Raw genomic sequence first — 19,727 nt, forward strand, 5'->3', positions numbered from 1 at the left:
TCAGTGGCCCCGGAAGGCCTCCTCCAGCCACCACGAGCCACGTTCACTGGTGACCTTGGCGTCGATCAGCATCGGCCTGCTCCTCGGTCCGGCGAGCCACTCGCGTACCGGGGCGAGGTCCTCGACCGTCCGTACGGTCACGGCGGCGCAGCCGTACCCCCGGGCGATGGCGGCCAGATCGGTGTCCGGGAACCGTACGACGTCGAGCGGGTGGCCGTCCGGTCCGAAGTGGTGCACCTCGGCGCCGTACGCCGCGTCGTTGTAGACCACCACGAGCAGCGGGAGGCCGAGCCGGGTCGCGGTGACCAGTTCGGCGGACGACATCAGGAACCCGCCGTCGCCGAGTGCCGCCACGGTGAGCCGGTCCGGCCTGGCCACCGCCGCACCGAGCGCGCTGGCCAGGCCGAGCCCGATGGACTGGAACGCCTGGGTGAAGCAGAAGCCGGCGACATCCGGCACGGAGAGGAACATCGACGGGTAGCCCATGAAATTGCCGGAGTCCACCGCCACCGTCCGCTGCGCGGGCAGCAGGTCGTCCAGCGCGACGCTCATCGTCCGGGGGTCGATCCGGCCCTGCGCGCCGGCGACGCTGTCGTCCGGATAGGACACGTCCCGCCAGCGGCCCGCCGCGGCGATCCGGCTCCGCAGTTCCGGCGTGCGCTGGCCGCCGACCGGCCGGTCCTGCCCCGGTTCTGCGGCCAGCCGCCGTGCGGTGGCGTCGGCGATCCTGCCCACGTCACCCCGGACCTGCACGTCGACCCTCGGATGGGGCTCGGAGCCGGCGGGCTCCCGGTCGACCCGGACCACCACGGCCGACGGTGAGATGAGCCGACCGTGTCGGGTCGTCCACATGTTCAGGCTGCTGCCCCAGGCGACGACCAGGTCGGCCCCGGCGATCAGTTCGGCGGCGAGCGGGGTGGCGAACCCGCCGGAGACGTCCAGGTACCAGGGGTCGCCGACGAACAGGCCCTTCGCCGCCGCCGAGACCGCGAGCAGCGCGTCGCAGCCGTCGGCGAGCCGGATCAGCGGCTCCCGGGCCGCCCGCGCGCCCCGCCCGGCGATGAACACCGGCCGCCGGGCGGCCCGCAGCGCGGCGATCAGCGGCTCGACGTCGGGCACCGGCTGGGCGTCGGTACGCCCCGGTGGGATCGGCCCGGACCACGGCGGCACCTGCACGGCCTGTACGTCCAGCGGCAGCCCCAGCACCACCGTCGCCCCCTCGGCCGCCGTCCGGTACGCCGAGCTGACGTCCGCGACCGCGTGCTCGGCGCGTACCGTCCGGAACACCGCGCCGAGCGCGACGGTGACCGCCGGCAGGTCGATGAAGAAGTTCGACGTCGGTACGGTCGCCTCCGGCGCCAGCACCAGCATCGGGGTACGACTCTTCGCCGCCTCGGTGATCCCGGTCAGCGCGTTGGTGATCCCCGGACCCTGGTGTACCGAGAGCACCCCGACCGAGCCCGAGGTACGGGCGTACCCGTCCGCCATGCTCGCCGCGCCGCCCTCGTGTGCGGCCGGCACCAGTTGGGCCCCCGCCGCCACCAGCGCGTTGGTGACGTGGAAGTTGCCGCTACCGACGACGCCGAAGACGTGCCGCACCCCGTGCGCGGCGAGAACCCGGCCGACCACCTCGGCGACCCGCATGCCGCTGCGCCCGCCCTACCGTTCGACCAGGGCGAGGACCCGGCACGGGCTGCCCGAGCCGCCGATGATCGGCAGCGGCCCGGCGACCACCACGGCACCGGTCGGCGGCAGCGAGGCCAGGTTGCGGAGCTGGGTCAGCCCGTACTTGTCGGCGCCGAGCAGGAAGGAGTGGCACGGGAACGGCGGATCGAAGGAGTGGGCCCCACCCGCGTCGGTACCGACCGTCTCGACGCCGACACCCTGGATCGGGGACTCCTCGGCCAGCCACTTCGCGCAGGCGGGGGAGATTCCCGGGGTATGGCCGGCGTTGGCATACTGCGCGGCGTCATCCCCGTACGCGTCCCAGCCGGTCCGGTAGAGCAGCCACCCGCCGGCCGGCAGCGGACCGTGTTCCGCCTCCCAGGCCCGGATGTGCTCGACCTCCAGCAGGAAGTCGGGGTCGGCGGCGGCCTCGGCGGTGCGGTCGAGCACCACCGCCGGGGCGACGAGCCGGCTCGCCGGCACCTGGGACACGTCGTCGCCGTGCTGGCCGCTGACCCAGTGGACCGGGGCGTCGAAGTGGGTTCCGGTGTGCTCGCCGGTCGAGATGTTGTTCCAGTACCAGGCGGGGCCGCGTTCGTCGTACCGGCTGATCTCGGTCAGGCCGAAGGGTACGGTCTGGCCGAACGGCTCGGGCAGGGTCAGGATCGGCGTCTGCGCCGAGAGCGGGGCGGTGAGGTCGACGACCTCGACCCGGCCGCTGGCGAGCGCGGCAACTAGATCTTGCAGCACGGTCATGGCGAGAACCTACCCGACTTCGCCGCCCCAGGGACCCACGCGATCGGATGTAAGGAAGGGCCCCCGCATATCGTTTTCTGTAGAAGAAGGGCCCCTTTTTAACACCCTGCCTCCCGGTGCGGAGCGGGCCGGGGCGGACCGCAGCCGGGCCGCTTGGGTGCGGTCCGCCCCGGCGTCCGTCACCGCTGGATGCCCAGCGGCTGTCGGGGATCCGGAAGGTACGTCTGGGCCGTGCCGCAGTAGGTGGGTCCCGGCGTCGGTATCGGGTTGTTGCCGAGGGTCGTCCGGCAGACCTGGACCACGACCCGGTCGATGGCGCCCGGGACGAGGCCGGCCTGGAGCCGGAACTCGAACTTGGTCACGTCGTTGTCGACCCGGTACGCCTGCTCGGCGACCAGGACGTCCCGGCTGTACGCGGAGAAGGTGGCGGAGCTGTACCGACTGTCGTCCCGGCAGGGAACGCCGGGGTCGAACGGGACGGGTCGATCGGTGAGCGTGCCGCCGACGACCACCACGCCCTGGCTCGGGGGTGCGGTGACCGGACGGAATTCGAGTCGGCCCTCGGTGTACCCGTACTTGCAGTTGTCACCGGAGTCGGCGGCGAACGACTGGACGGCGGCGGTGCCTCCGGCGGCCGGGTTGCCGGTGTCGGCGGCGGCGAAGGCGGGGCTGGACGTGACGGTGCCGGCGGCGAGCAGCGCGGCGGCGAGGACGGTCGACGCCCGGTGGATCGTACGCGGCATGAAACTCCCCTTCGGACAGACGTGATGGCGGGCGGGCGTACGGCCGGCCATCCGGGCGGCTTGCCCGCCGCGCACCGGATCGCCGGCCTCGCGGGGCCGGCAGGTCACGATATTGTTTCATGTCTATCTGGTGGAAGGTAGTCTCCGGCCAGGAACCAGGCCCGACGCGAGCGACGACGGCCCGGCCGAACGGGGACGGTCAGGCCGGGCGGAGCCAGAGCACGCCGAGCGGTGGCACCCGGAGGGCCGCCGAGGCGGGCAGCCCGTGCCAGGGCTGGTCCTCGGCGTACACCGATCCGAGGTTGCCGACGCCGGAACCGCCGTAGCAGTCCGCGTCGGTGTTCAGCGTCTCGACCCAGGTACCGGCCAGCGGCAGACCGATCCGGTAGCCCTCGTGCGGCAGCGCGGCGAAGTTCGCCACGCAGACCAGCGGCGAGGAGTCGGCGGCGATCCGGATGAACGCCAGTGTGTTGTTCGCCGAGTCGTCCGAGACGATCCACCGGAAGCCGGCCGGGTCGGTGTCCTGGGACCACAGCGCCGGACTGTCCCGGTAGGCCCGGTTCAGGTCCCGCAGCAGCCGCTGGATCCCGGCCCGGCCCGGATCGTCCAGCAGCCCCCAGTCCAGCCCGCGGCTCTCGCTCCACTCCCGCTCGTCGCCCAGCTCGCAGCCCATGAAGAGCAGCTGCTTGCCCGGATGCGCCCACATGTACGCCAGCAGTGTCCGGACCCCGGCGAGCTTCCGCCACTGGTCGCCGGGCATCTTGCCGAGCAGCGACCCCTTGCCGTGCACCACCTCGTCGTGGCTGATCGGCAGTACGTAGTTCTCGCTCCAGGCGTACACCAGCGAGAAGGTCAGGTCGTCGTGGTGGTGCTGCCGGTAGACCGGGTCCTTGCCGACGTAGGTGAGGGTGTCGTGCATCCAGCCCATGTTCCACTTGAAGCCGAACCCGAGCCCGCCGCCGTCGGTCGACCGGGTCACCCCGGGCCAGGCCGTCGACTCCTCGGCGATCATCAGTACGCCCGGATGCTCCCGGTAGACGGTCGCGTTCACCTCCTGGAGCAGCGCGATCGCCTCCAGGTTCTCCCGGCCGCCGTGCTGGTTCGGCAGCCACTGGCCGGCTTCCCGGGAGTAGTCCAGGTAGAGCATCGAGGCGACGGCGTCCACCCGCAGCCCGTCGACGTGGTACTCGGCGAACCAGTAGAGCGCGTTCGCGACCAGGAAGTTCCGGACCTCCGGGCGGCCGTAGTCGAAGACGTACGTGCCCCAGTCGGGGTGCTCGCCGCGACGCGGGTCGGGATGCTCGTAGAGCGGAGTGCCGTCGAACCTTGCCAGCGCCCAGTCGTCCTTGGGGAAGTGCGCCGGCACCCAGTCCAGGATCACTCCGATTCCGGCGGCGTGCAGCCGGTCCACCAGGTACCGGAAGTCGTCCGGGTCGCCGAACCGGGCGGTCGGGGCGTAGTAGCCGGTCACCTGGTAACCCCAGGATCCGCCGAACGGATGCTCCATCACCGGCAGGAACTCCACGTGGGTGAAGCCCAGGTCCAGCACGTACGCGGTGAGCTGCTCGGCGAGGTCCCGATAGGACAGACCCGGCCGCCAGGAGCCGAGGTGCACCTCGTAGACGCTCATCGGCTCCTGGTGCGGCTGCCGGCCGGCCCGCCGGGACAGCCAGTCGCCGTCGGACCACTCGTACCGGGACCCGTGCACCACCGAGGCGGTGCTCGGCGGCACCTCGGTACGCCCGGCCATCGGGTCGGCCTTGTCCCGCCACTGCCCGTCCTGGGAGAGGATCCGGTACTTGTAGCGGTGCCCGGGCGCCGCCTCGGGAACGACGACCTCCCACACCCCGCTGCCGCCGAGCGAGCGCATCGGCCAGCCCTCGTGCGCGCCCCAGCCGGTGAAGTCCCCGACCACCCGGACGCCCCGGGCACCCGGCGCCCAGACCGCGAACGACACCCCGCCACCGTCCCGGGGGCGGGCGCCGAGCGCCGTCCAGAGCCGCTCGTGCCGGCCCTCGGAGATCAGGTGCAGGTCGAGTTCCCCGACGCTCGGCGGATACCGGTACGGGTCGTCGCGCAGTTCGCCGTCCACCGCCACCCGGTAGTCCAGCACCGTACCGGGAACGCTCGCCTCGAAGATCCCCTCGTCGTGTACCCGCCGCATCGGCAGGCGCTGCTCGCCGACGACCAGCTCGACCGTGCCGGCGCCCCGGCGCAGGGTACGTACGACCGTCCGGTCACCGTCGGGATGCGCGCCGAGTACGGCGTGCGGGTCGTGCGCCGTACCGTTGATCAGCTCGTCCATCGCATGCCTTCCGATCCGGCGGGAGGGTCGGCGCGATCGGCGCGATCGGCGTCCGGGCCGGCGTCGGAGTAAGGTCCGGCGTCGGAGTCCGGATCCGTACCGTGCCGGTGCACCGTGAACACGTGTGCTGGCTGGAGGTACGGGTCGAGCCGGACCGCGTTGTGCTGCCCCCAGTCGTACCGGGCGCCGGTGAGTTCGTCGTGCACGGTGAACCGCTCGTGCCAGTCGAAGCCGAGCGCCGGCAGGTCCAGCACGGTGTTCCCCCACTGGACCTGCGCGGGGTCGACGGAGCAGACCACCAGTACGGTGTTGCCGGTCACCGGATCCCGCTTGGACCAGCAGAGCAGCGCCGGATTGTCGATCTCGTGGAACCGCAGGTTGCGCAGCCAGTGCAGGGCCGGATTGGCCCGCCGGATCTCGTTGAGCCGGGCGATGAACGGGGCCAGTGACCGGCCGTCGGCCTGCGCCGCCGCCCAGTCCCGGGGGCGCAGCTCGAACTTCTCGTTGTCCAGGTACTCCTCGGCGCCCGGCCGGGGTACGTGCTCGAAGAGCTCGTAGCCGGCGTAGATCCCCCAGGACGGGGAGAGCAGGCTGGCCAGCACCGCGCGGATCTTGAACATCGGCGGTCCGCCGTGCTGGAGGTGCTCGGGCAGGATGTCCGGGGTGTTCGGCCAGAAGTTCGGCCGCATGTAGTCGGCGGCGTCGACCAGCTCCCGGCAGTAGTCCCGCAGCTCGGCCGGGCTGATCCGCCAGGTGAAATAGGTGTACGACTGGGTGAAGCCGATCTTGCCCAGCCCGTGCATCAGCGCCGGTCGGGTGAACGCCTCGGCCAGGAAGATCACGTCCGGATCGTGCCGCTTGACCTCCCCGATCAGCCAGTGCCAGAAGTCGAACGGCTTGGTGTGCGGATTGTCGACCCGGAAGACCTGCACGCCCTCGCCGACCCAGTGCAACACCACCCGCAGCACCTCGGCCCGGATCCCGGCCGGATCGTCGTCGAAGTTGACCGGATAGATGTCCTGGTACTTCTTCGGCGGGTTCTCCGCGTACGCGATCGAGCCGTCGGCCCGGGTGGTGAACCACTCCGGATGCTCGCCGACCCACGGATGGTCCGGCGCGGCCTGTAGCGCAAGGTCCATCGCCACCTCCAGACCGACCTCGCGGGCGGCGGCGACGAACCGCCGGAAGTCCTCGGCGGTACCCAGGTCGGGATGGATCGCGTCGTGCCCGCCCTCGGCCGCCCCGATCGCCCACGGCGACCCGACGTCGTCCGCCCCGGCGACCAGGGTGTTGTTCCGGCCCTTCCGGTTGACCCGTCCGATCGGATGGATCGGCGGCAGGTAGAGCACGTCGAACCCCATCGCGGCGACCCCGGGCAGCCGGTCCAGGGCGGTCCGGAAGGTTCCGGACCGGGCCGGTTGCCCGTCCCCCGCCAGCACCGCGCCCTCCGAGCGCGGAAAGAACTCGTACCAGGCGGAGAAGAGCGCACGCGGCCGGTCCACCCAGAGCGTCAGCGGCTCCGCGCTGCTGAGCAGCGCCCGTACCGGATGCTCCCAGAGCAGTTCGGCCAGCCCCAGCGCGGGCCAGACCCGCTCCGGCAGGTCCCGCTTTCCGTCCCGCAACGCGACCACGGCCTCCCGGACCCGGTTCCGGGACTCCGCCGGTACGTCCACCGCGGCGGTTTCCAGCAGCTCGGCACCCTCGGCCAGGTCGTTGGCCAGGTCCTCCGCCCCCTGCCCGGCGTCCACCTTCTTGACGACGGCGTCCCGCCAGCTCAGGTACGGATCGTCGAACGCCTGCACGGTGAAGCTCCAGCCACCCACCGCGTCCGGCTGTACGGCACTGTGCCACCGGTCGTCGAAGTCCGGGCCCGGCCGCATCCGTACCGCCGGTCGGTCCACGCCGTCCGGCCCCCGGAGGACGACCTGGCAGCCCATGGCCGCATGCCCCTCCCGGTACGCCCGCGCGGACACCGGAACCAGCTCGCCCACCACCGCCTTGGCCGGGTAGCGTCCGCCTGCCACGGACGGCGTCACGTCCTCGATCGGGATCCGTCCAGTCACCCTGCCAAACCTACTGGCAAAGATCGACCCCCGCGCGGTGGAAGTACGGACGGCCGAGGATCGGTCACCCTCTGCCGCGAGTCGCACTACCCGGGGTCTTGATTCGCCAGTTCGACGGCGTACGTGTCCGCCGGGTTGATGTCGGCGACCGCCTGTCGGGCGGCCGTCTGCTCTCCTCGCCCGCGAAGCAGTCTCACCAGGTAGTAGAGCGCGAGCTTGTCGCCGTGTTCGGCCCGCTGCCGTAGCTCGCCGTCGCGGCCGTCCTCGAACAGGAACCTGTCCAACCGGCGCCGGGCGGGAGTGTCGGTCCTGGCGAGTTCGGCCAACTCAGCCAGGAGCCCGGCCTTCACCAGTAGGTCCATATGCCACAGGTGCAGACTGTGTCGATTGTGGTCGGAGCTGTACGACTCGGAGAACTCACTGACCATGGCGATTGCCGTGGCCCAGTCGCCACGCTCTGCGGCAGCTTCCGCCAGGCTGTGGTCGTACGCCGCTCCCATCGCAACAGCTTAGCGATCCGGTGGCGTGCCGGCTGGGTCCGTCAGGGTGTGCCGAGCACCGAGCGGTAGACCGCCATCGTGCGTTCCGCGATCGAGTCCCAGGAGAAGTGCTCGACCGCGCGGCGTCGCCCGGCCCGGCCCAGCTCGACGGCGCGCTTCGGGTCGTCCAGCACCCCGATGATGGCCTCGGCCAGGTCGGCGACGAAGCGGTCCGGGTCCAGCGGGGTACCCGTGCCGTCGGTGGCCTGGGCGATCGGCACCAGCAGCCCGGTCACGCCGTCCGCGACCACCTCGGGGATGCCGCCGGTGGCGGTGGCGACCACGGCGGTCTCGCAGGCCATCGCCTCCAGGTTGACGATGCCCATCGGCTCGTAGATCGACGGGCAGACGAAGACCGTGCTGTGGGTGAGGATCTGGATCACCTCGGGCTTGGGCAGCATCTCGGCGACCCAGACCACGCCCTCCCGGCTGGCCCGCAGCTCGGCGACCAGCTCCTCGACCTCGGCGGCGATCTCGGCCGTGTCCGGAGCACCGGCCAGCAGCACGAGCTGAGCCTCCGGCGGCAGTGATCGGGCCGCCCGGAGCAGGTAGGGCAGGCCCTTCTGCCGCGTGATCCGGCCGACGTAGCTCACGCTTGGCCGGTCCGGGTCGATACCGAGCCGGGCCAGCACGTCGGTCCCCGGATCCGGGGCGTACTGGTGGGTGTCGATGCCGTTGTGCACCACCCGGACCCGGTCCGGGGAGACCGACGGGTAGGCGGCCAGCAGGTCGCGCATCATCCCGGCGGAGACCGCGATCACCGCGTCGGCGGCGTCCAGCGCGGTCCGCTCGGCCCAGGAGGAGAGCGCGTAGCCGCCGCCGAGCTGCTCGGCCTTCCACGGCCGCAGCGGTTCCAGACTGTGTACGGTCACCACGTGCGGCACCCCGTGCAGCAGCTTGGCGACGTGGCCGGCGAGGTTGGCGTACCAGGTGTGGCTGTGTACGACGTCGGTGCCGGCGCAGCCCGCCGCCATCTCCAGGTCCACCCCCATGGTCCGCAGCGCGGCGTTCGCACCAGCCAGGCCGGGTGGTTCCGGGTACGCGGTGACGCCCGCCTGGTCCTCGCGCGGCGCCCCGAAGCAGTGCACCCGGGTGTCGGCGCGGGAGCGGAGTTCCCGGGCCAGGTACTCGACGTGCACCCCGGCTCCGCCGTACACCTCCGGGGGGTACTCCCGGGTCAACAGGTCCACCCGGAGCCGCCGGTCGTCGGGCGTCAGTTCGGTCACAGCCGGCACCCTAGTGCAGCCGGAGCCGATCCGCCCGCGATGCCCGAGTGCCAAGGCTCCCGGCGGGGAAGCCCTGGCACGAAGGGGTCACGGGCGCACGCCGTCCGGCACGCTATCCCTTGACGGCGCCGGAGAGGCCACCGACGATCCGGCGCTCGGCGAGCAGGAAGAACGCCAGGGCGGGCAGCATGGAGAGCCCGGTGAACGCCAGGATCCGCGCGGTGTCCTCGCTGTACTGGGTGGAGTAGTTCGCCACCCCGAGCGGCAGCGTCCAGCTCGACGGATCGCTCAGCACCAGCAGCGGGAGCAGGAATCCGTTCCAGCTTCCGACGAAGGCGAGGATCGACACCGTCATCAGGGCCGGCCGGGACAACGGCAGCAGGATCCGGAGGAAGAAGCCGAACTTGGAGCAGCCGTCTATCGCCGCGGCGTCCTCCAGCTCGCCCGGGATCGCCCGCATGAACGGCCGCAGGATCACGATCGTCACCGGGATACCGAACGCCGCCTGCGGCAACGCCACCCCGAGGGCCGTGTCCAGCAGGTAGAGGTCCCGCAGCATCAGGTAGATCGGCAGGATCGCCACGCTGATCGGAAACAGCAGCCCGAGCGTGAACAGCAGGTAGAGCGTCTCGCGGCCCCGGAACTCGAACCGGGCGAGCGGGAACGCGGCGAGGGCGCCGAGGGCGACCACGATCGCCGTGGTCAACACGGCGATCAGGGTGCTGGTGCCGACCTGACCCCAGAAGGCGCTGGAGGTGGCGATCTCGGTGTAGTTCGAGGTCACCCAGGGGTCGGGCAGCCCGGCCGGGTCGGCGGCGAGTTGGCCGGTGGTCCGGAACCCGCCCAGTGCGACGTAGAGGATCGGCACCAGGACCAGCGCGGCGATCATGAGCCCGGCGGTGTAGGCCAGCGCCCGGGAGAGCCGCGCCCGGGTGCGGTACCCGATAGCCGGCCCGGAGGCGTAGTCCACCATCTGCCGCGTCACCTCACGTTCCTGGTCAGGGCGCCCTCGGTGTCCCGGCGCAGGACGAACCGCTGGTACGCGAGCGCCACCACGAACGAGATCACGAAGAGGATCACGGCGACGGCGCTGCCGTAGCCGAACTCGTACCGCTGGAAACCACGGTCGATCATGTACGTCGCCATCGTGTTGGAGGCGTTCGCCGGGCCACCCAACGTCATGATCCAGATCAGGTCGAAGAGCTGGAGCGACCCGATGATGGACAGGAACGCCCAGATCCGGATGGTCGGCCCGAGCAGCGGCAGGGTGATCCGCCGGATGGTCTGGATCCGTCCGGCGCCGTCGATCGCCGCCGCCTCGATCAGCTCCTGCGGAATCGCCTGGAGGCCGGCCAGGAACAGGATGATGGCGAAGCCGATGTACTTCCAGGTGATCACCACGAACATCGTGTAGAGCACGACGCTGGTGTCGGCGAGCCAGAGTTCGATCAGGTCACCGAGGCCGACGGCCCGCAGGAGGGTGTCGACCAGTCCGTCGGGTTGCAGCATCAGCAGCCAGGTCACCGCGGTGACCACCTCGGACAGGATGTACGGCGCGAAGTAGACCGCGCGTAGCGCCGCCCGGCCCCGCATGCGCTGGTTGAGCAGCAGGGCCAGGCCGATGCCGACCAGTCCCTGGATGGCGATGGAGAGCACCACGATGATCCCGTTGTGCGTGATCGCACCCCGGAACACCTCGTCGTCGAGGGCCCGACGGTAGTTGTCGAACCCGATGAACTCCGTCAGCGGGCCCAGCCCGTTCCACTTGTACAGGCTGTAGTACACCGCCAGCCCGATCGGCAGCAGTACGAAGAGCACGTACAGGATCAGCGCGGGACCGACGTACAGGGAGATCTCCGCGGCCCGCCGGGCGCTGCGCCGGGCGGCGCCCGGCTGCGGAGATCCGCGACCGGGCGCTGCGTCGGACGGCACAGGTTCGGTGGGTTGCCGGGCGCCGGCGGAGAGGACCGGCTGGCTCACCGGTTCTTTGCGGCGGTGTTGAGGGCCTCGATCACCTGTTCCGGCGTCGCCTTGCCGGCGAACTGGTTGGCGATCGCCTCGTTCAGCGCCTGGCCGACGCTGGTCAGCACCGCGATGTCGAAGTACAGCTGTACGTGACTGGCGCCGGCCCGGAAGTCCAGCAGCGACTTCAGCGTCGGGTCGGTGACGGCGCTCTCCGAGCCCTTGGTGACCGGCAGGCCGGTGTTGAGTGCGGCCCAGCGCTTCTGCACGTCAACGCTCGCGATGTACTTCAGGAAGTCGGCGCACGAGTCCGGCGCCTTGTAGGAGCAGGCGAACCCGTCGCCTCCGCCCAACGCGGCCTTCGGGTCACCCGCGCCACCCGACACGGCCGGGAACGGGAACCAGCCGAGCTTGTCGCCGAGTCCCTTCCGGTCCGGGGTCAGGCCCCGCATCACGCCGGGGTTCCAGTGGCCCTGGAGCTCCATCGCCGCCTTGCCGTTGGCCAGCAACCCGGCCGAGCTGGTGGCACCCTGCTGGGCGGAAGTGGCCAGGAAGCCCTTCTGGAACGGCTTGGCGTCGATCAGTTCCCTGGTCTTCTGACCGGCCTGGATCCAGCACGGGTCGTCGAACTTGTAGTTGGTCACCGAGTCCTTGAGGACCTGCTGCGAGCAGCCGCGTACCGCCAGGTAGCCCCAGTAGAACGCGTCCGGCCAGCGGTCCTTGCCACCGATGGTGATCGGGGTGAGGTTGGCGGCCTTCAGCTTGCCGATGGCGCCGAGCAGTTCCTCCCAGGTGGCCGGCGGCGCGCTGATGCCCGCCTGGCTGAAGAGGTCCTTGTTGTACCAGAAGCCGACCACGCCCAGGCTGTACGGAACTGCGTACTGCTTACCGTCCACCTGCCAGCCCTGCGCGGCGGGGCCCAGCTCGCCGATCCACGGCTCGATGGCCTCGCTGATGTCCTTGATCCGGCCGGAGCTGACCTGGTCGGCGAGCTGGCCGCCGCCCCACGACTGGAACACGTCCGGCGGCTCCTGCGACTGCAACGCGACCGGGATCCTGGTCTGGAACTGCTCGTTCTGCATCGGGACGACTTCGACAGTGACGTTCGGGTTCTTCGCGTGGTACTCGTCCGCGACGGTCTTCCAGAACCCCAGGCCGGGCTCCGCGTTGGCGTTGTGCCACCAGGTCAGGGTCTCCGCCCCGCCCGATTCCTCGGCACCATCGCCGCCGCGACCGCAGCCGGCACTGATCGCGGTCGCGAGCGCCAGTACGCCGACGAGGAGTTTCCGACGTCGTGTAGTAGGGCCCATCATGGTTTCGGCTCCTGTCTCACGCCACAGATGCTCGGAAGAGTGTCAGCCGTATTCCGGAACGTTTCGGTCGCCTGACGCCCTGTGGCGGAGCGTGTCACGCGTGTTGTCGGAGTGTCAACCGTCGACGATGCTCGATATCTGACGAGCTCATGATCGGAAAGCTCTATGAGTGTTTGCGGCCCGATCCCGAAACTCTCGGAGCTGTGGCTCGGCCCTGGGGTGGCGTACCGGGGCATGCCGCGGCGGTTCGCGATCCGGGTGCGGCGGTTCGCGGGGGATCGGCCCCACCGGATCGGCGAAGCGGACATCGCGGACGCGCTGCGGACGGGTGAGGGTGCGGCCCCGCGGCGGAGTCGGCCGTCGGGGGTGCGGCGGTGCGGTCAGCCGTTCGCCACCAGGCTGACGCCGATGGTGATCATGGTGATCGCGACCAGGGCGTCGAGGACCCGCCAGGCCACCGGCCGGGCGAAGAGGCGTCCGAGGAGGCGGGCGCCGTAGCCGAGTGCGGCGAACCAGACGAAGCTGGACAGGGCGGCTCCCGCGCCGAACGACCAGCGGCCGGACCGCCCGTGCGTGTTGGCGATCGAGCCGAGCAGCAGCACGGTGTCGAGGTAGACGTGGGGGTTGAGCCAGGTCATCGCCAGCATGGTGAACACGGCGGTACGCAGCGACACGCCGCCGCCACCGTTCGCGGCGGTCAGGCTCTGGGTGCCGAAGGCCCGGCGGGCCGCGAGAAGCCCGTACCCGACCAGGAAGGCGGCGCCGGCCCAGCGGACGACGGTGAGCGCGACCGGGGCGTGCGCGACGATCGTGCCGATTCCGGTGACGCCGGCCAGGATCAGGACGGCGTCCGAGACCGCACAGATGGCAACGATCGGAAGGACGTGCTCGGCCCGGATGCCCTGCCGGAGCACGTATGCGTTCTGGGCGCCGATCGCCACGATCAGGGACAGCCCGACACCGAACCCGGTCGCCAGCACGGGAACCAGTTCGGCGGCGGGCGTCAGGCCCGAGGAGATCGGCACGCACCCGACCCTAGAGAGCCGGATCGCATCACTCCAACTAATCATTCTTACGATTCATTAGACTTGCTTATCATGGACGTCCAGTTCGAGCAGCTTCGTACCTTCCTCGCCGTGGTCGACCACGGATCGTTCGAGGCCGCCGCCCGGCAGCTGCACGTCACCCCCTCCGCCGTGAGCCAGCGGATGAAGGCCCTGGAGAGCAGCGTGGGCCAGGTCCTGGTCGAGCGGGCCAAGCCGGTCCGGCCGACCCGGTCCGGCCAGGTCGTGTTGCGGCTGGCCCGCCAGGTCGCCCTGCTGGAGACCGACGCGGTCCAGGAACTCGGGTACGACTCCGCCGCCGATCCGGCCGAGTTCACCCGGATCCCGGTGGTGGTCAACGGAGATTCCCTGAACACCTGGGTCCTGCCCGCGCTGGCGGCCGCGGCCCGGCAGCGGATCGGCGTCGACGTCTACCGGGAGGACCAGGACCATTCCGTGGAACTTCTCCGGCGGGGCACCGTGCTGGCCGCGATCACCTCCGAGGACCGACCGGTGCAGGGCTGCGCGGTCCGGCCCCTCGGACGGATGCGTTACCGGCCGATGGCCAGTCCCGAATTCGTCCGGACCTGGCTGCCCGACGGGCCGACGATCGACGACCTGGCCCGGTCACCGGTCCTCGTCTTCGACCGGCGGGACGACCTCCAGGACCGGTACCTGCGGCAGCGGGCCCGCCGCAGCTGGGACCCGCCCCGCAGCTACCTTCCGTCGTCCGGCGACTTTCCGGAGGCGATCCGGCTCGGCCTCGGCTGGGGCATGCTGCCGTACCAGCAGACCGACCGCTACGAGGCGGCCGGTCTGCTCGTGCCGATCGACCCGGAGGCGGGCATCGACGTACCGCTCTACTGGCAGCAGTGGCGGCTCGACTCCCGGTCCCTCGGCGTACTGGCCGACGCCGTCGTCGCGGCGGCCGGGGGAGCGCTGGAGCGGTGAGCGTGGGGCGAGGCTCGGCGGCTGCGGCGGCGACCCGCGCGCCGGACAGCGCGATGTCGAGCGCCGGATCCGGGGCCGACCGGCCCGGTCACCGGATCGCCCGCAGGTCGAGGAGGTAGAGCCCGTCCGTGCCGTCCGACCACTGCACGGTCGCCGCGTCGGCGCCGAGCAGAGCCTGACCCAGCAGCCACGCCGCGGCACCCCGAGGCGGTACCGCCGCCGGCGGGGGCACCGTGGTGATCAGCGCCGCCCGCCCGGTCGAGCGGTCCCAGACGAAGGGCGCCGGCTTTCCGCCGACACTGACCGAGCCCGCTCCGAACCGACCCTCGACCGCCGGGTACATCGTGAAGTTGAGCGTGCCGTGGTACGGAAGCACCTGGTAGCCGCTGCCGTCGAGTCGCTGCACGAACGACGCCCGTCCGTCCGCGGTCTGCCCGCTGCACAGGACCGGGTCGCAGGACACGTTCGCGGACGGCCGCGCCGTCCAGTGCAGGCGCCGGCCGGTGACCAGGTTCCACAACTCGCCCGAGGCCGGCGACGGGACGTCGGTGTTCTTCACCCAGGGTGACAGCTTGCCGTGTCCGGGGCTGGACCCGGCAGGGTAGAAGCCTCCGGCGCCGGGTACCGGCGTCGGGATGCCGCCAGCGACGGGAAGTTGGTAGATCCCGGCTGGAGCGCCCTCCTGATACCAGTAGACCTGGTCGCCGGCGACGCCGAGGGTGGGGAACGCGCGGTCGGCCGGGGCCGGGGTGTGCAACAGGCGCGCGGCGGCGGTGCCGTCGAGGCGGGCGGACCACAACTCCTCCACCCGGTCGTCTGCCCTGGTGTAGGTCGCCCACCAGAGCAACTCGTCGCCGAGCACGGCGAAGTCGGGTACCCCGTAGAAGTTCTTCCCGTTCGCCGCCGCGGGGTCGCCGAGCGCGCGCACCGTGCCGGCCCGTACGTCGAAGACCGAGGGCGGCGCCGACCGATTCACGTACGAGACGAGCTGCGAATCGGGAACCGCCCGTGCACCCCAGCCCGGAATCTCCACCAGGTACCGGTCGTCGTCGAGGATGGCGACCACCCCGTACGACCGGCCGTCCGGCAGCGTTCCGGGAAGCCGGCGTACCGCCTCCGGCCAGACCCGCTCCGGCGACTCCAGTTCGGTGGTGAACGCCGGCACCGTGCCGGACCAGGCGGCCACCACCGGTACCGGGTCGGTAGGTGTCGGTGGTGGCGCGTGCAGGCGTACCACCGTCAGGCTGGCGACGACGGTGAGCACCACCGCGCAGGCACCGGTCAGCGCGGTACATCGACGTCGGCGTCGGCGCTGCCGCCCGCGTACCCCGGCGACGAACTCCTCGTCCGGCACCGGCGCCGAGGCGGCCGCCTCGTCCAGGGTACGGACCAGATCCCGCTCCAACTGGCTGCTCATCTTCCCTCCCGTCACCGCTTCCTCCTGGTCATCTCCGGCGTGGTCTGCGCAGAACCCGCGCCGGCCCCGGAGCCGGAGCCGCCCTCCGCCCCGGAACCGGACCCGGAGTCGTCTGCGCCCGGCAGCCAGACCGCGCGCAACTTGTCCAGCCCCCGGGCGGCCTGGCTGCGCACGGTGCCCCGGGAGATGCCGAGCAGGCGGGCGATCTCCTCGTCGTCGCGGTGCTCGTAGTAGCGCAGTACCAGTACCGTCCGCTGCCGTCGGGGCAGCCCGGCGAGGGCCCGCCAGAGCCCGCCGTCCCCGTCCGCGCGGGCGTACCCCGGATCGAGGTGCTCCCGCTCCGGTACCTCGCCGACGAGGCGTTCGTGGCGTCGGCGCCGCCACCAGCTGACGTGCAGCCGGGCCATGGTCGTCCGCACGTACCCCTCGGGATCGTCCCGGCGGCGAACCCTCGACCAGGCGGACCCGAGTCGGGCCAGTGCCTCCTGCGTCAGGTCGGCGGCGTCGTGCGGGTTGCCGGTCAGCACGTATCCGTAGCGCATCAACGCCTCCGAGCGGGCGCGGACGAATTCGGTGAAACCGCGGGCGTCTGCATCGTCCATGACACCTCCTTCCACCCCGGGACGCGGCCGACCGCCGAACTGTTGCACGGCGAGGTGGACGGGCCGGCCGGCCGGAGGGGCGGACCAGCCGGACGAAATGGCCGTTAGCGATCTTGGCGGGATGAACACGACGAGCCCCGTGCGGAGCGCTCGCGGCTCCGTTACCGTCGGGACATGTCAGCCAAGGTCCTCGCGATCGTCCTGGCCGGAGGAGAGGGCAAGCGCCTGATGCCCCTCACCGCGGACCGGGCCAAGCCGGCCGTTCCGTTCGGTGGCATGTACCGGATGGTCGATTTCGTGCTGTCCAACCTGGCCAATGGTGGCTTCCTGAAGATCGTTGTGCTGACCCAGTACAAGTCGCACTCGCTCGACCGGCACGTCACCAAGACCTGGCGGATGTCGAACCTGCTGGGCAACTACGTGACACCGGTACCGGCGCAGCAGCGACGCGGGCCGTGGTGGTTCGCCGGGTCGGCGGACGCGATCTACCAGAGCTTCAATCTGATCAACGACGAGCAGCCGGACTACGTCATCGTGTTCGGCGCCGACCACATCTACCGGATGGATCCCCGGCAGATGCTGGACGAGCACATCGCCTCCGGCGCCGGGGTCACGGTGGCCGGCATCCGCCAGCCGCTCTCCTCGGCCGACCAGTTCGGGGTGATCGAGGTGGCCGAGGACGGCCGGCGGATCCGTGCCTTCCGCGAGAAGCCGACCGACGCGCAGGGGCTGCCGGACGCGCCGGACGAGATCTACGCGTCGATGGGGAACTACGTCTTCACCACGAAGGTGCTCTGCGAGGCGGTCGAGCGCGACGCGGCGGACCGGACCAGCAAGCACGACATGGGCGGCAGCATCATCCCGATGATGGTGGAGCGGGGCGAGGCCAACGTCTACGACTTCCGGGACAACGAGGTGCCGGGCAGCACCGACCGGGACCGGGGGTACTGGCGGGACGTGGGAACGCTGGACTCGTTCTACGAGGCGCACATGGACCTGATCGCGGTCCACCCCGTCTTCAACCTCTACAACTACGACTGGCCGATCTACACCGACCATCCGCCGTGGCCGCCGGCCAAGTTCGTCCACGGCCTGGAGGAGCGGGTCGGCCGGGCGGTCGAGTCGATGATCTCTCCGGGCGTGGTGATCTCCGGATCGCTGGTGGAGAATTCCGTGGTCTCGCCGAATGTCCGGGTGCACTCCTGGGCCCACGTGGAAGGCTCGGTGCTGATGGAGGGGGTGCAGATCGGCCGGCACGCGGTGGTCCGCAACGCCATCCTCGACAAGAACGTGGTGGTGCCCGAGGGCGCGGAGATCGGTGTGGACCTGGAACGGGACCGCGAGCGGTACACGGTGTCCGACCGTGGGATCGTGGTCATCGGCAAGGGTCAGCGCATCGAGCCCTGACCTCGCCGGCCACCACCGGGCGATCCGGCGTACGCCGATCGGCCGGGCAGCGTGCACAGATCCGTGTCAGAAGGAGGCCCCACCGATGTCGGTCCACGCCCGCGCCGGCCAGCCCGCCGAGCCCGAGGACCTGGTCGACGTGCCCCGGCTCGTCACCGCGTACTACGCCGAACACCCCGACCCCGCCGACCCGGCCCAGCAGGTCGCGTTCGGCACCTCCGGGCACCGGGGGTCGAGCCTGCGGGGCGCGTTCAACTCCGACCACATCCTGGCCATCACCCAGGCGACCTGCGACTACCGCCGGAAGCAGGGGATCGACGGGCCACTGTTCCTGGCCCGGGACACGCACGCCCTCTCGGAGCCCGCCTCGGTGAGCGCGCTCGAGGTGCTCGCCGCGAACGAGGTGACGGTGCTGGTCGACAGCCGGGACGGGTACACGCCGACACCGGCCTTGTCGCACGCCATCCTGACGTACAACCGGGGTCGTACCACCGGGCTCGCCGACGGAGTGGTGATCACCCCGTCGCACAACCCGCCGTCGGACGGCGGCTACAAGTACAACCCCACGCACGGGGGGCCGGCGGACACCGACGCGACCAGGTGGATCCAGGACCGGGCCAACGCGCTCCTGGCCGACGGCCTCCGGGAGGTACGCCGGATTCCGTACGCGCGGGCGCGGGCCGCCGAGACCACCGGCCGGTACGACTTCCTGGCCGCGTACGTCGACGACCTCCCCTCGGCGGTGGACCTGGCGGCGGTCCGGGCGGCCGGGGTACGGATCGGCGCGGATCCGCTGGGCGGAGCCAGCGTGGCCTACTGGGGCGAGATCGCGTCCCGACACGGGCTGGACCTGACCGTGGTGAACCCGCTGGTGGACCCGGCCTGGCGGTTCATGACCCTGGACTGGGACGGCAAGATCCGGATGGACTGTTCGTCCCCGTACGCGATGGCCTCGCTGATCTCGCGCCGTTCGGAGTACCAGGTCGCCACCGGCAACGACGCGGATGCCGACCGGCACGGCATCGTCACCCCGGACAGCGGCCTGATGAACCCCAACCACTACCTGGCGGTGGCGATCTCCTACCTGTACCGCAACCGGCCGCAGTGGGCCGCCGACGCGGCGATCGGCAAGACGCTGGTGTCGTCCTCGATGATCGATCGGGTGGCCGCCGACCTGGGCCGCCAGCTGCTCGAGGTCCCGGTCGGCTTCAAGTGGTTCGTGCCGGGGCTGCTCGACGGCTCGGTCGGCTTCGGCGGCGAGGAGAGCGCCGGGGCGTCGTTCCTGGCCCGCGACGGCCGCACCTGGACCACCGACAAGGACGGCATCCTGCTCAGTCTGTTGGCCGCCGAGATCATCGGGGTGACCGGGCGGACGCCCAGCGAGCACTACGCCGACCTGGTGGCGCGGTTCGGCGAGCCGGCGTACGCCCGGATCGACGCGCCGGCCAACCGGGCCGAGAAGGCCGTGCTCGGACGACTCTCGCCGGACCAGATCACCGCCACCGAACTGGCCGGGGAACCGATCACGGCGACGCTGACCAACGCACCGGGCAACGGCGCCGCGATCGGCGGCCTGAAGGTCACCACCGAGTCGGGCTGGTTCGCGGCCCGGCCGTCCGGCACCGAGGACGTCTACAAGATCTACGCCGAATCCTTCCGGGGGCCGGAGCATCTCGGGCGGCTCCAGGAGGAGGCGCGGTCACTGGTCACCGAGGTACTCAAGGACGCCTGACCG

Annotated in this window: 15 protein-coding genes and 1 pseudogene; 3 read left to right on the plus strand and 13 right to left on the minus strand. The window is 71.1% G+C overall.

Translation table 11 applies throughout. From position 1 onward, the window contains the following. The 11 genes from H4W31_RS43805 to H4W31_RS21540 all read right to left on the minus strand — a co-directional run bounded on the left by H4W31_RS43805 (position 1) and on the right by H4W31_RS21540 (position 13,561). Positions 1 to 1,644 carry a thiamine pyrophosphate-binding protein gene (locus tag H4W31_RS43805; protein ID WP_192768290.1) on the minus strand — a complete coding sequence of 548 codons (1,644 nt, stop codon included), beginning with the start codon at positions 1,642 to 1,644 and terminating at the stop codon, positions 1 to 3. Between the two features lie 15 nt (positions 1,645 to 1,659). Further along, positions 1,660 to 2,421 (minus strand): cyclase family protein, encoded by a 762-nt coding sequence (locus H4W31_RS21495; RefSeq protein ID WP_192768291.1) that lies wholly within the window; start codon positions 2,419 to 2,421, stop codon positions 1,660 to 1,662. Positions 2,422 to 2,600: 179 nt separating this feature from the next. Continuing rightward, on the minus strand, positions 2,601 to 3,164 hold the full coding sequence (locus H4W31_RS21500; RefSeq protein WP_192768292.1) for a hypothetical protein: 564 nt from the start codon (positions 3,162 to 3,164) through the stop codon (positions 2,601 to 2,603). Between the two features lie 199 nt (positions 3,165 to 3,363). After that, a complete protein-coding gene (gene glgB, locus H4W31_RS21505; protein ID WP_192768293.1) occupies positions 3,364 to 5,469 on the minus strand; it encodes a 1,4-alpha-glucan branching protein GlgB in 2,106 nt (701 codons plus the stop codon). Further along, entirely contained in the window at positions 5,457 to 7,532 is a 2,076-nt protein-coding gene (locus H4W31_RS21510) for an alpha-1,4-glucan--maltose-1-phosphate maltosyltransferase (RefSeq protein WP_192768294.1), read from the minus strand. The genes glgB and H4W31_RS21510 overlap by 13 nt, the downstream gene beginning before the upstream one ends. An 86-nt stretch (positions 7,533 to 7,618) precedes the next feature. Next, positions 7,619 to 8,032: a hypothetical protein gene (locus H4W31_RS21515; protein WP_192768295.1), complete on the minus strand. Its 414-nt coding sequence runs from the start codon at positions 8,030 to 8,032 to the stop codon at positions 7,619 to 7,621. 41 nt (positions 8,033 to 8,073) lie between these two features. Next, positions 8,074 to 9,297 carry a glycogen synthase gene (gene glgA, locus H4W31_RS21520; protein WP_318783324.1) on the minus strand — a complete coding sequence of 408 codons (1,224 nt, stop codon included), beginning with the start codon at positions 9,295 to 9,297 and terminating at the stop codon, positions 8,074 to 8,076. Between the two features lie 112 nt (positions 9,298 to 9,409). After that, on the minus strand, positions 9,410 to 10,282 hold the full coding sequence (locus H4W31_RS21525) for a carbohydrate ABC transporter permease (RefSeq protein ID WP_318783325.1): 873 nt from the start codon (positions 10,280 to 10,282) through the stop codon (positions 9,410 to 9,412). Further along, positions 10,279 to 11,277, minus strand: coding sequence for a carbohydrate ABC transporter permease (locus tag H4W31_RS21530; RefSeq protein ID WP_318783326.1), 999 nt, complete (start codon positions 11,275 to 11,277; stop codon positions 10,279 to 10,281). The genes H4W31_RS21525 and H4W31_RS21530 overlap by 4 nt, the downstream gene beginning before the upstream one ends. Continuing rightward, the gene (locus tag H4W31_RS21535) at positions 11,274 to 12,572 is read right to left on the minus strand and encodes an ABC transporter substrate-binding protein (RefSeq protein WP_225945627.1); all 1,299 of its coding nucleotides are present in this window, start codon (positions 12,570 to 12,572) and stop codon (positions 11,274 to 11,276) included. Before H4W31_RS21535 ends, H4W31_RS21530 begins: the two co-directional genes overlap by 4 nt. A gap of 380 nt (positions 12,573 to 12,952) precedes the next feature. Continuing rightward, the gene (locus H4W31_RS21540; protein WP_225946921.1) at positions 12,953 to 13,561 is read right to left on the minus strand and encodes a LysE/ArgO family amino acid transporter; all 609 of its coding nucleotides are present in this window, start codon (positions 13,559 to 13,561) and stop codon (positions 12,953 to 12,955) included. Between the two features lie 108 nt (positions 13,562 to 13,669). On the opposite strand from H4W31_RS21540, the gene H4W31_RS21545 reads away from it, so the two are divergent. Further along, entirely contained in the window at positions 13,670 to 14,566 is an 897-nt protein-coding gene (locus H4W31_RS21545) for a LysR family transcriptional regulator ArgP (protein ID WP_192768297.1), read from the plus strand. An 88-nt stretch (positions 14,567 to 14,654) separates the two neighbouring features. On the opposite strand, the gene H4W31_RS21550 is transcribed toward H4W31_RS21545, so the two are convergent. Together H4W31_RS21550 and H4W31_RS21555 are read right to left on the minus strand one after the other, a co-directional pair. Continuing rightward, positions 14,655 to 15,983: a hypothetical protein gene (locus H4W31_RS21550; RefSeq protein WP_192768298.1), complete on the minus strand. Its 1,329-nt coding sequence runs from the start codon at positions 15,981 to 15,983 to the stop codon at positions 14,655 to 14,657. A gap of 11 nt (positions 15,984 to 15,994) precedes the next feature. Continuing rightward, on the minus strand, positions 15,995 to 16,585 hold the full coding sequence (locus tag H4W31_RS21555; protein ID WP_192768299.1) for a SigE family RNA polymerase sigma factor: 591 nt from the start codon (positions 16,583 to 16,585) through the stop codon (positions 15,995 to 15,997). Positions 16,586 to 16,750: 165 nt separating this feature from the next. Here H4W31_RS21555 and glgC point away from each other — a divergent pair. Beyond that, a pseudogene (gene glgC, locus H4W31_RS21560) lies at positions 16,751 to 17,992 on the plus strand (glucose-1-phosphate adenylyltransferase); the annotation flags it as partial. Positions 17,993 to 18,077: 85 nt separating this feature from the next. Then, positions 18,078 to 19,724 (plus strand): phosphoglucomutase (alpha-D-glucose-1,6-bisphosphate-dependent), encoded by a 1,647-nt coding sequence (pgm, locus tag H4W31_RS21565; protein ID WP_192768301.1) that lies wholly within the window; start codon positions 18,078 to 18,080, stop codon positions 19,722 to 19,724. Positions 19,725 to 19,727: the final 3 nt, after the last annotated feature.

This window comes from Plantactinospora soyae, assembly GCF_014874095.1.
Lineage (GTDB): Bacteria > Actinomycetota > Actinomycetes > Mycobacteriales > Micromonosporaceae > Plantactinospora > Plantactinospora soyae.

Bases quoted from the DNA above. Each gene is read 5' to 3' on its own strand.
- H4W31_RS43805 (WP_192768290.1), bottom strand. From the start codon at position 1,644: ATGCGGGTCGCCGAGGTGGTCGGCCGGGTTCTCGCCGCGCACGGGGTG.
- H4W31_RS21495 (WP_192768291.1), bottom strand. From the start codon at position 2,421: ATGACCGTGCTGCAAGATCTAGTTGCCGCGCTCGCCAGCGGCCGGGTC.
- H4W31_RS21500 (WP_192768292.1), bottom strand. From the start codon at position 3,164: ATGCCGCGTACGATCCACCGGGCGTCGACCGTCCTCGCCGCCGCGCTG.
- glgB (WP_192768293.1), bottom strand. From the start codon at position 5,469: ATGGACGAGCTGATCAACGGTACGGCGCACGACCCGCACGCCGTACTC.
- H4W31_RS21515 (WP_192768295.1), bottom strand. From the start codon at position 8,032: ATGGGAGCGGCGTACGACCACAGCCTGGCGGAAGCTGCCGCAGAGCGT.
- H4W31_RS21535 (WP_225945627.1), bottom strand. From the start codon at position 12,572: ATGATGGGCCCTACTACACGACGTCGGAAACTCCTCGTCGGCGTACTG.
- H4W31_RS21545 (WP_192768297.1), top strand. From the start codon at position 13,670: ATGGACGTCCAGTTCGAGCAGCTTCGTACCTTCCTCGCCGTGGTCGAC.
- H4W31_RS21550 (WP_192768298.1), bottom strand. From the start codon at position 15,983: ATGAGCAGCCAGTTGGAGCGGGATCTGGTCCGTACCCTGGACGAGGCG.
- H4W31_RS21555 (WP_192768299.1), bottom strand. From the start codon at position 16,585: ATGGACGATGCAGACGCCCGCGGTTTCACCGAATTCGTCCGCGCCCGC.
- pgm (WP_192768301.1), top strand. From the start codon at position 18,078: ATGTCGGTCCACGCCCGCGCCGGCCAGCCCGCCGAGCCCGAGGACCTG.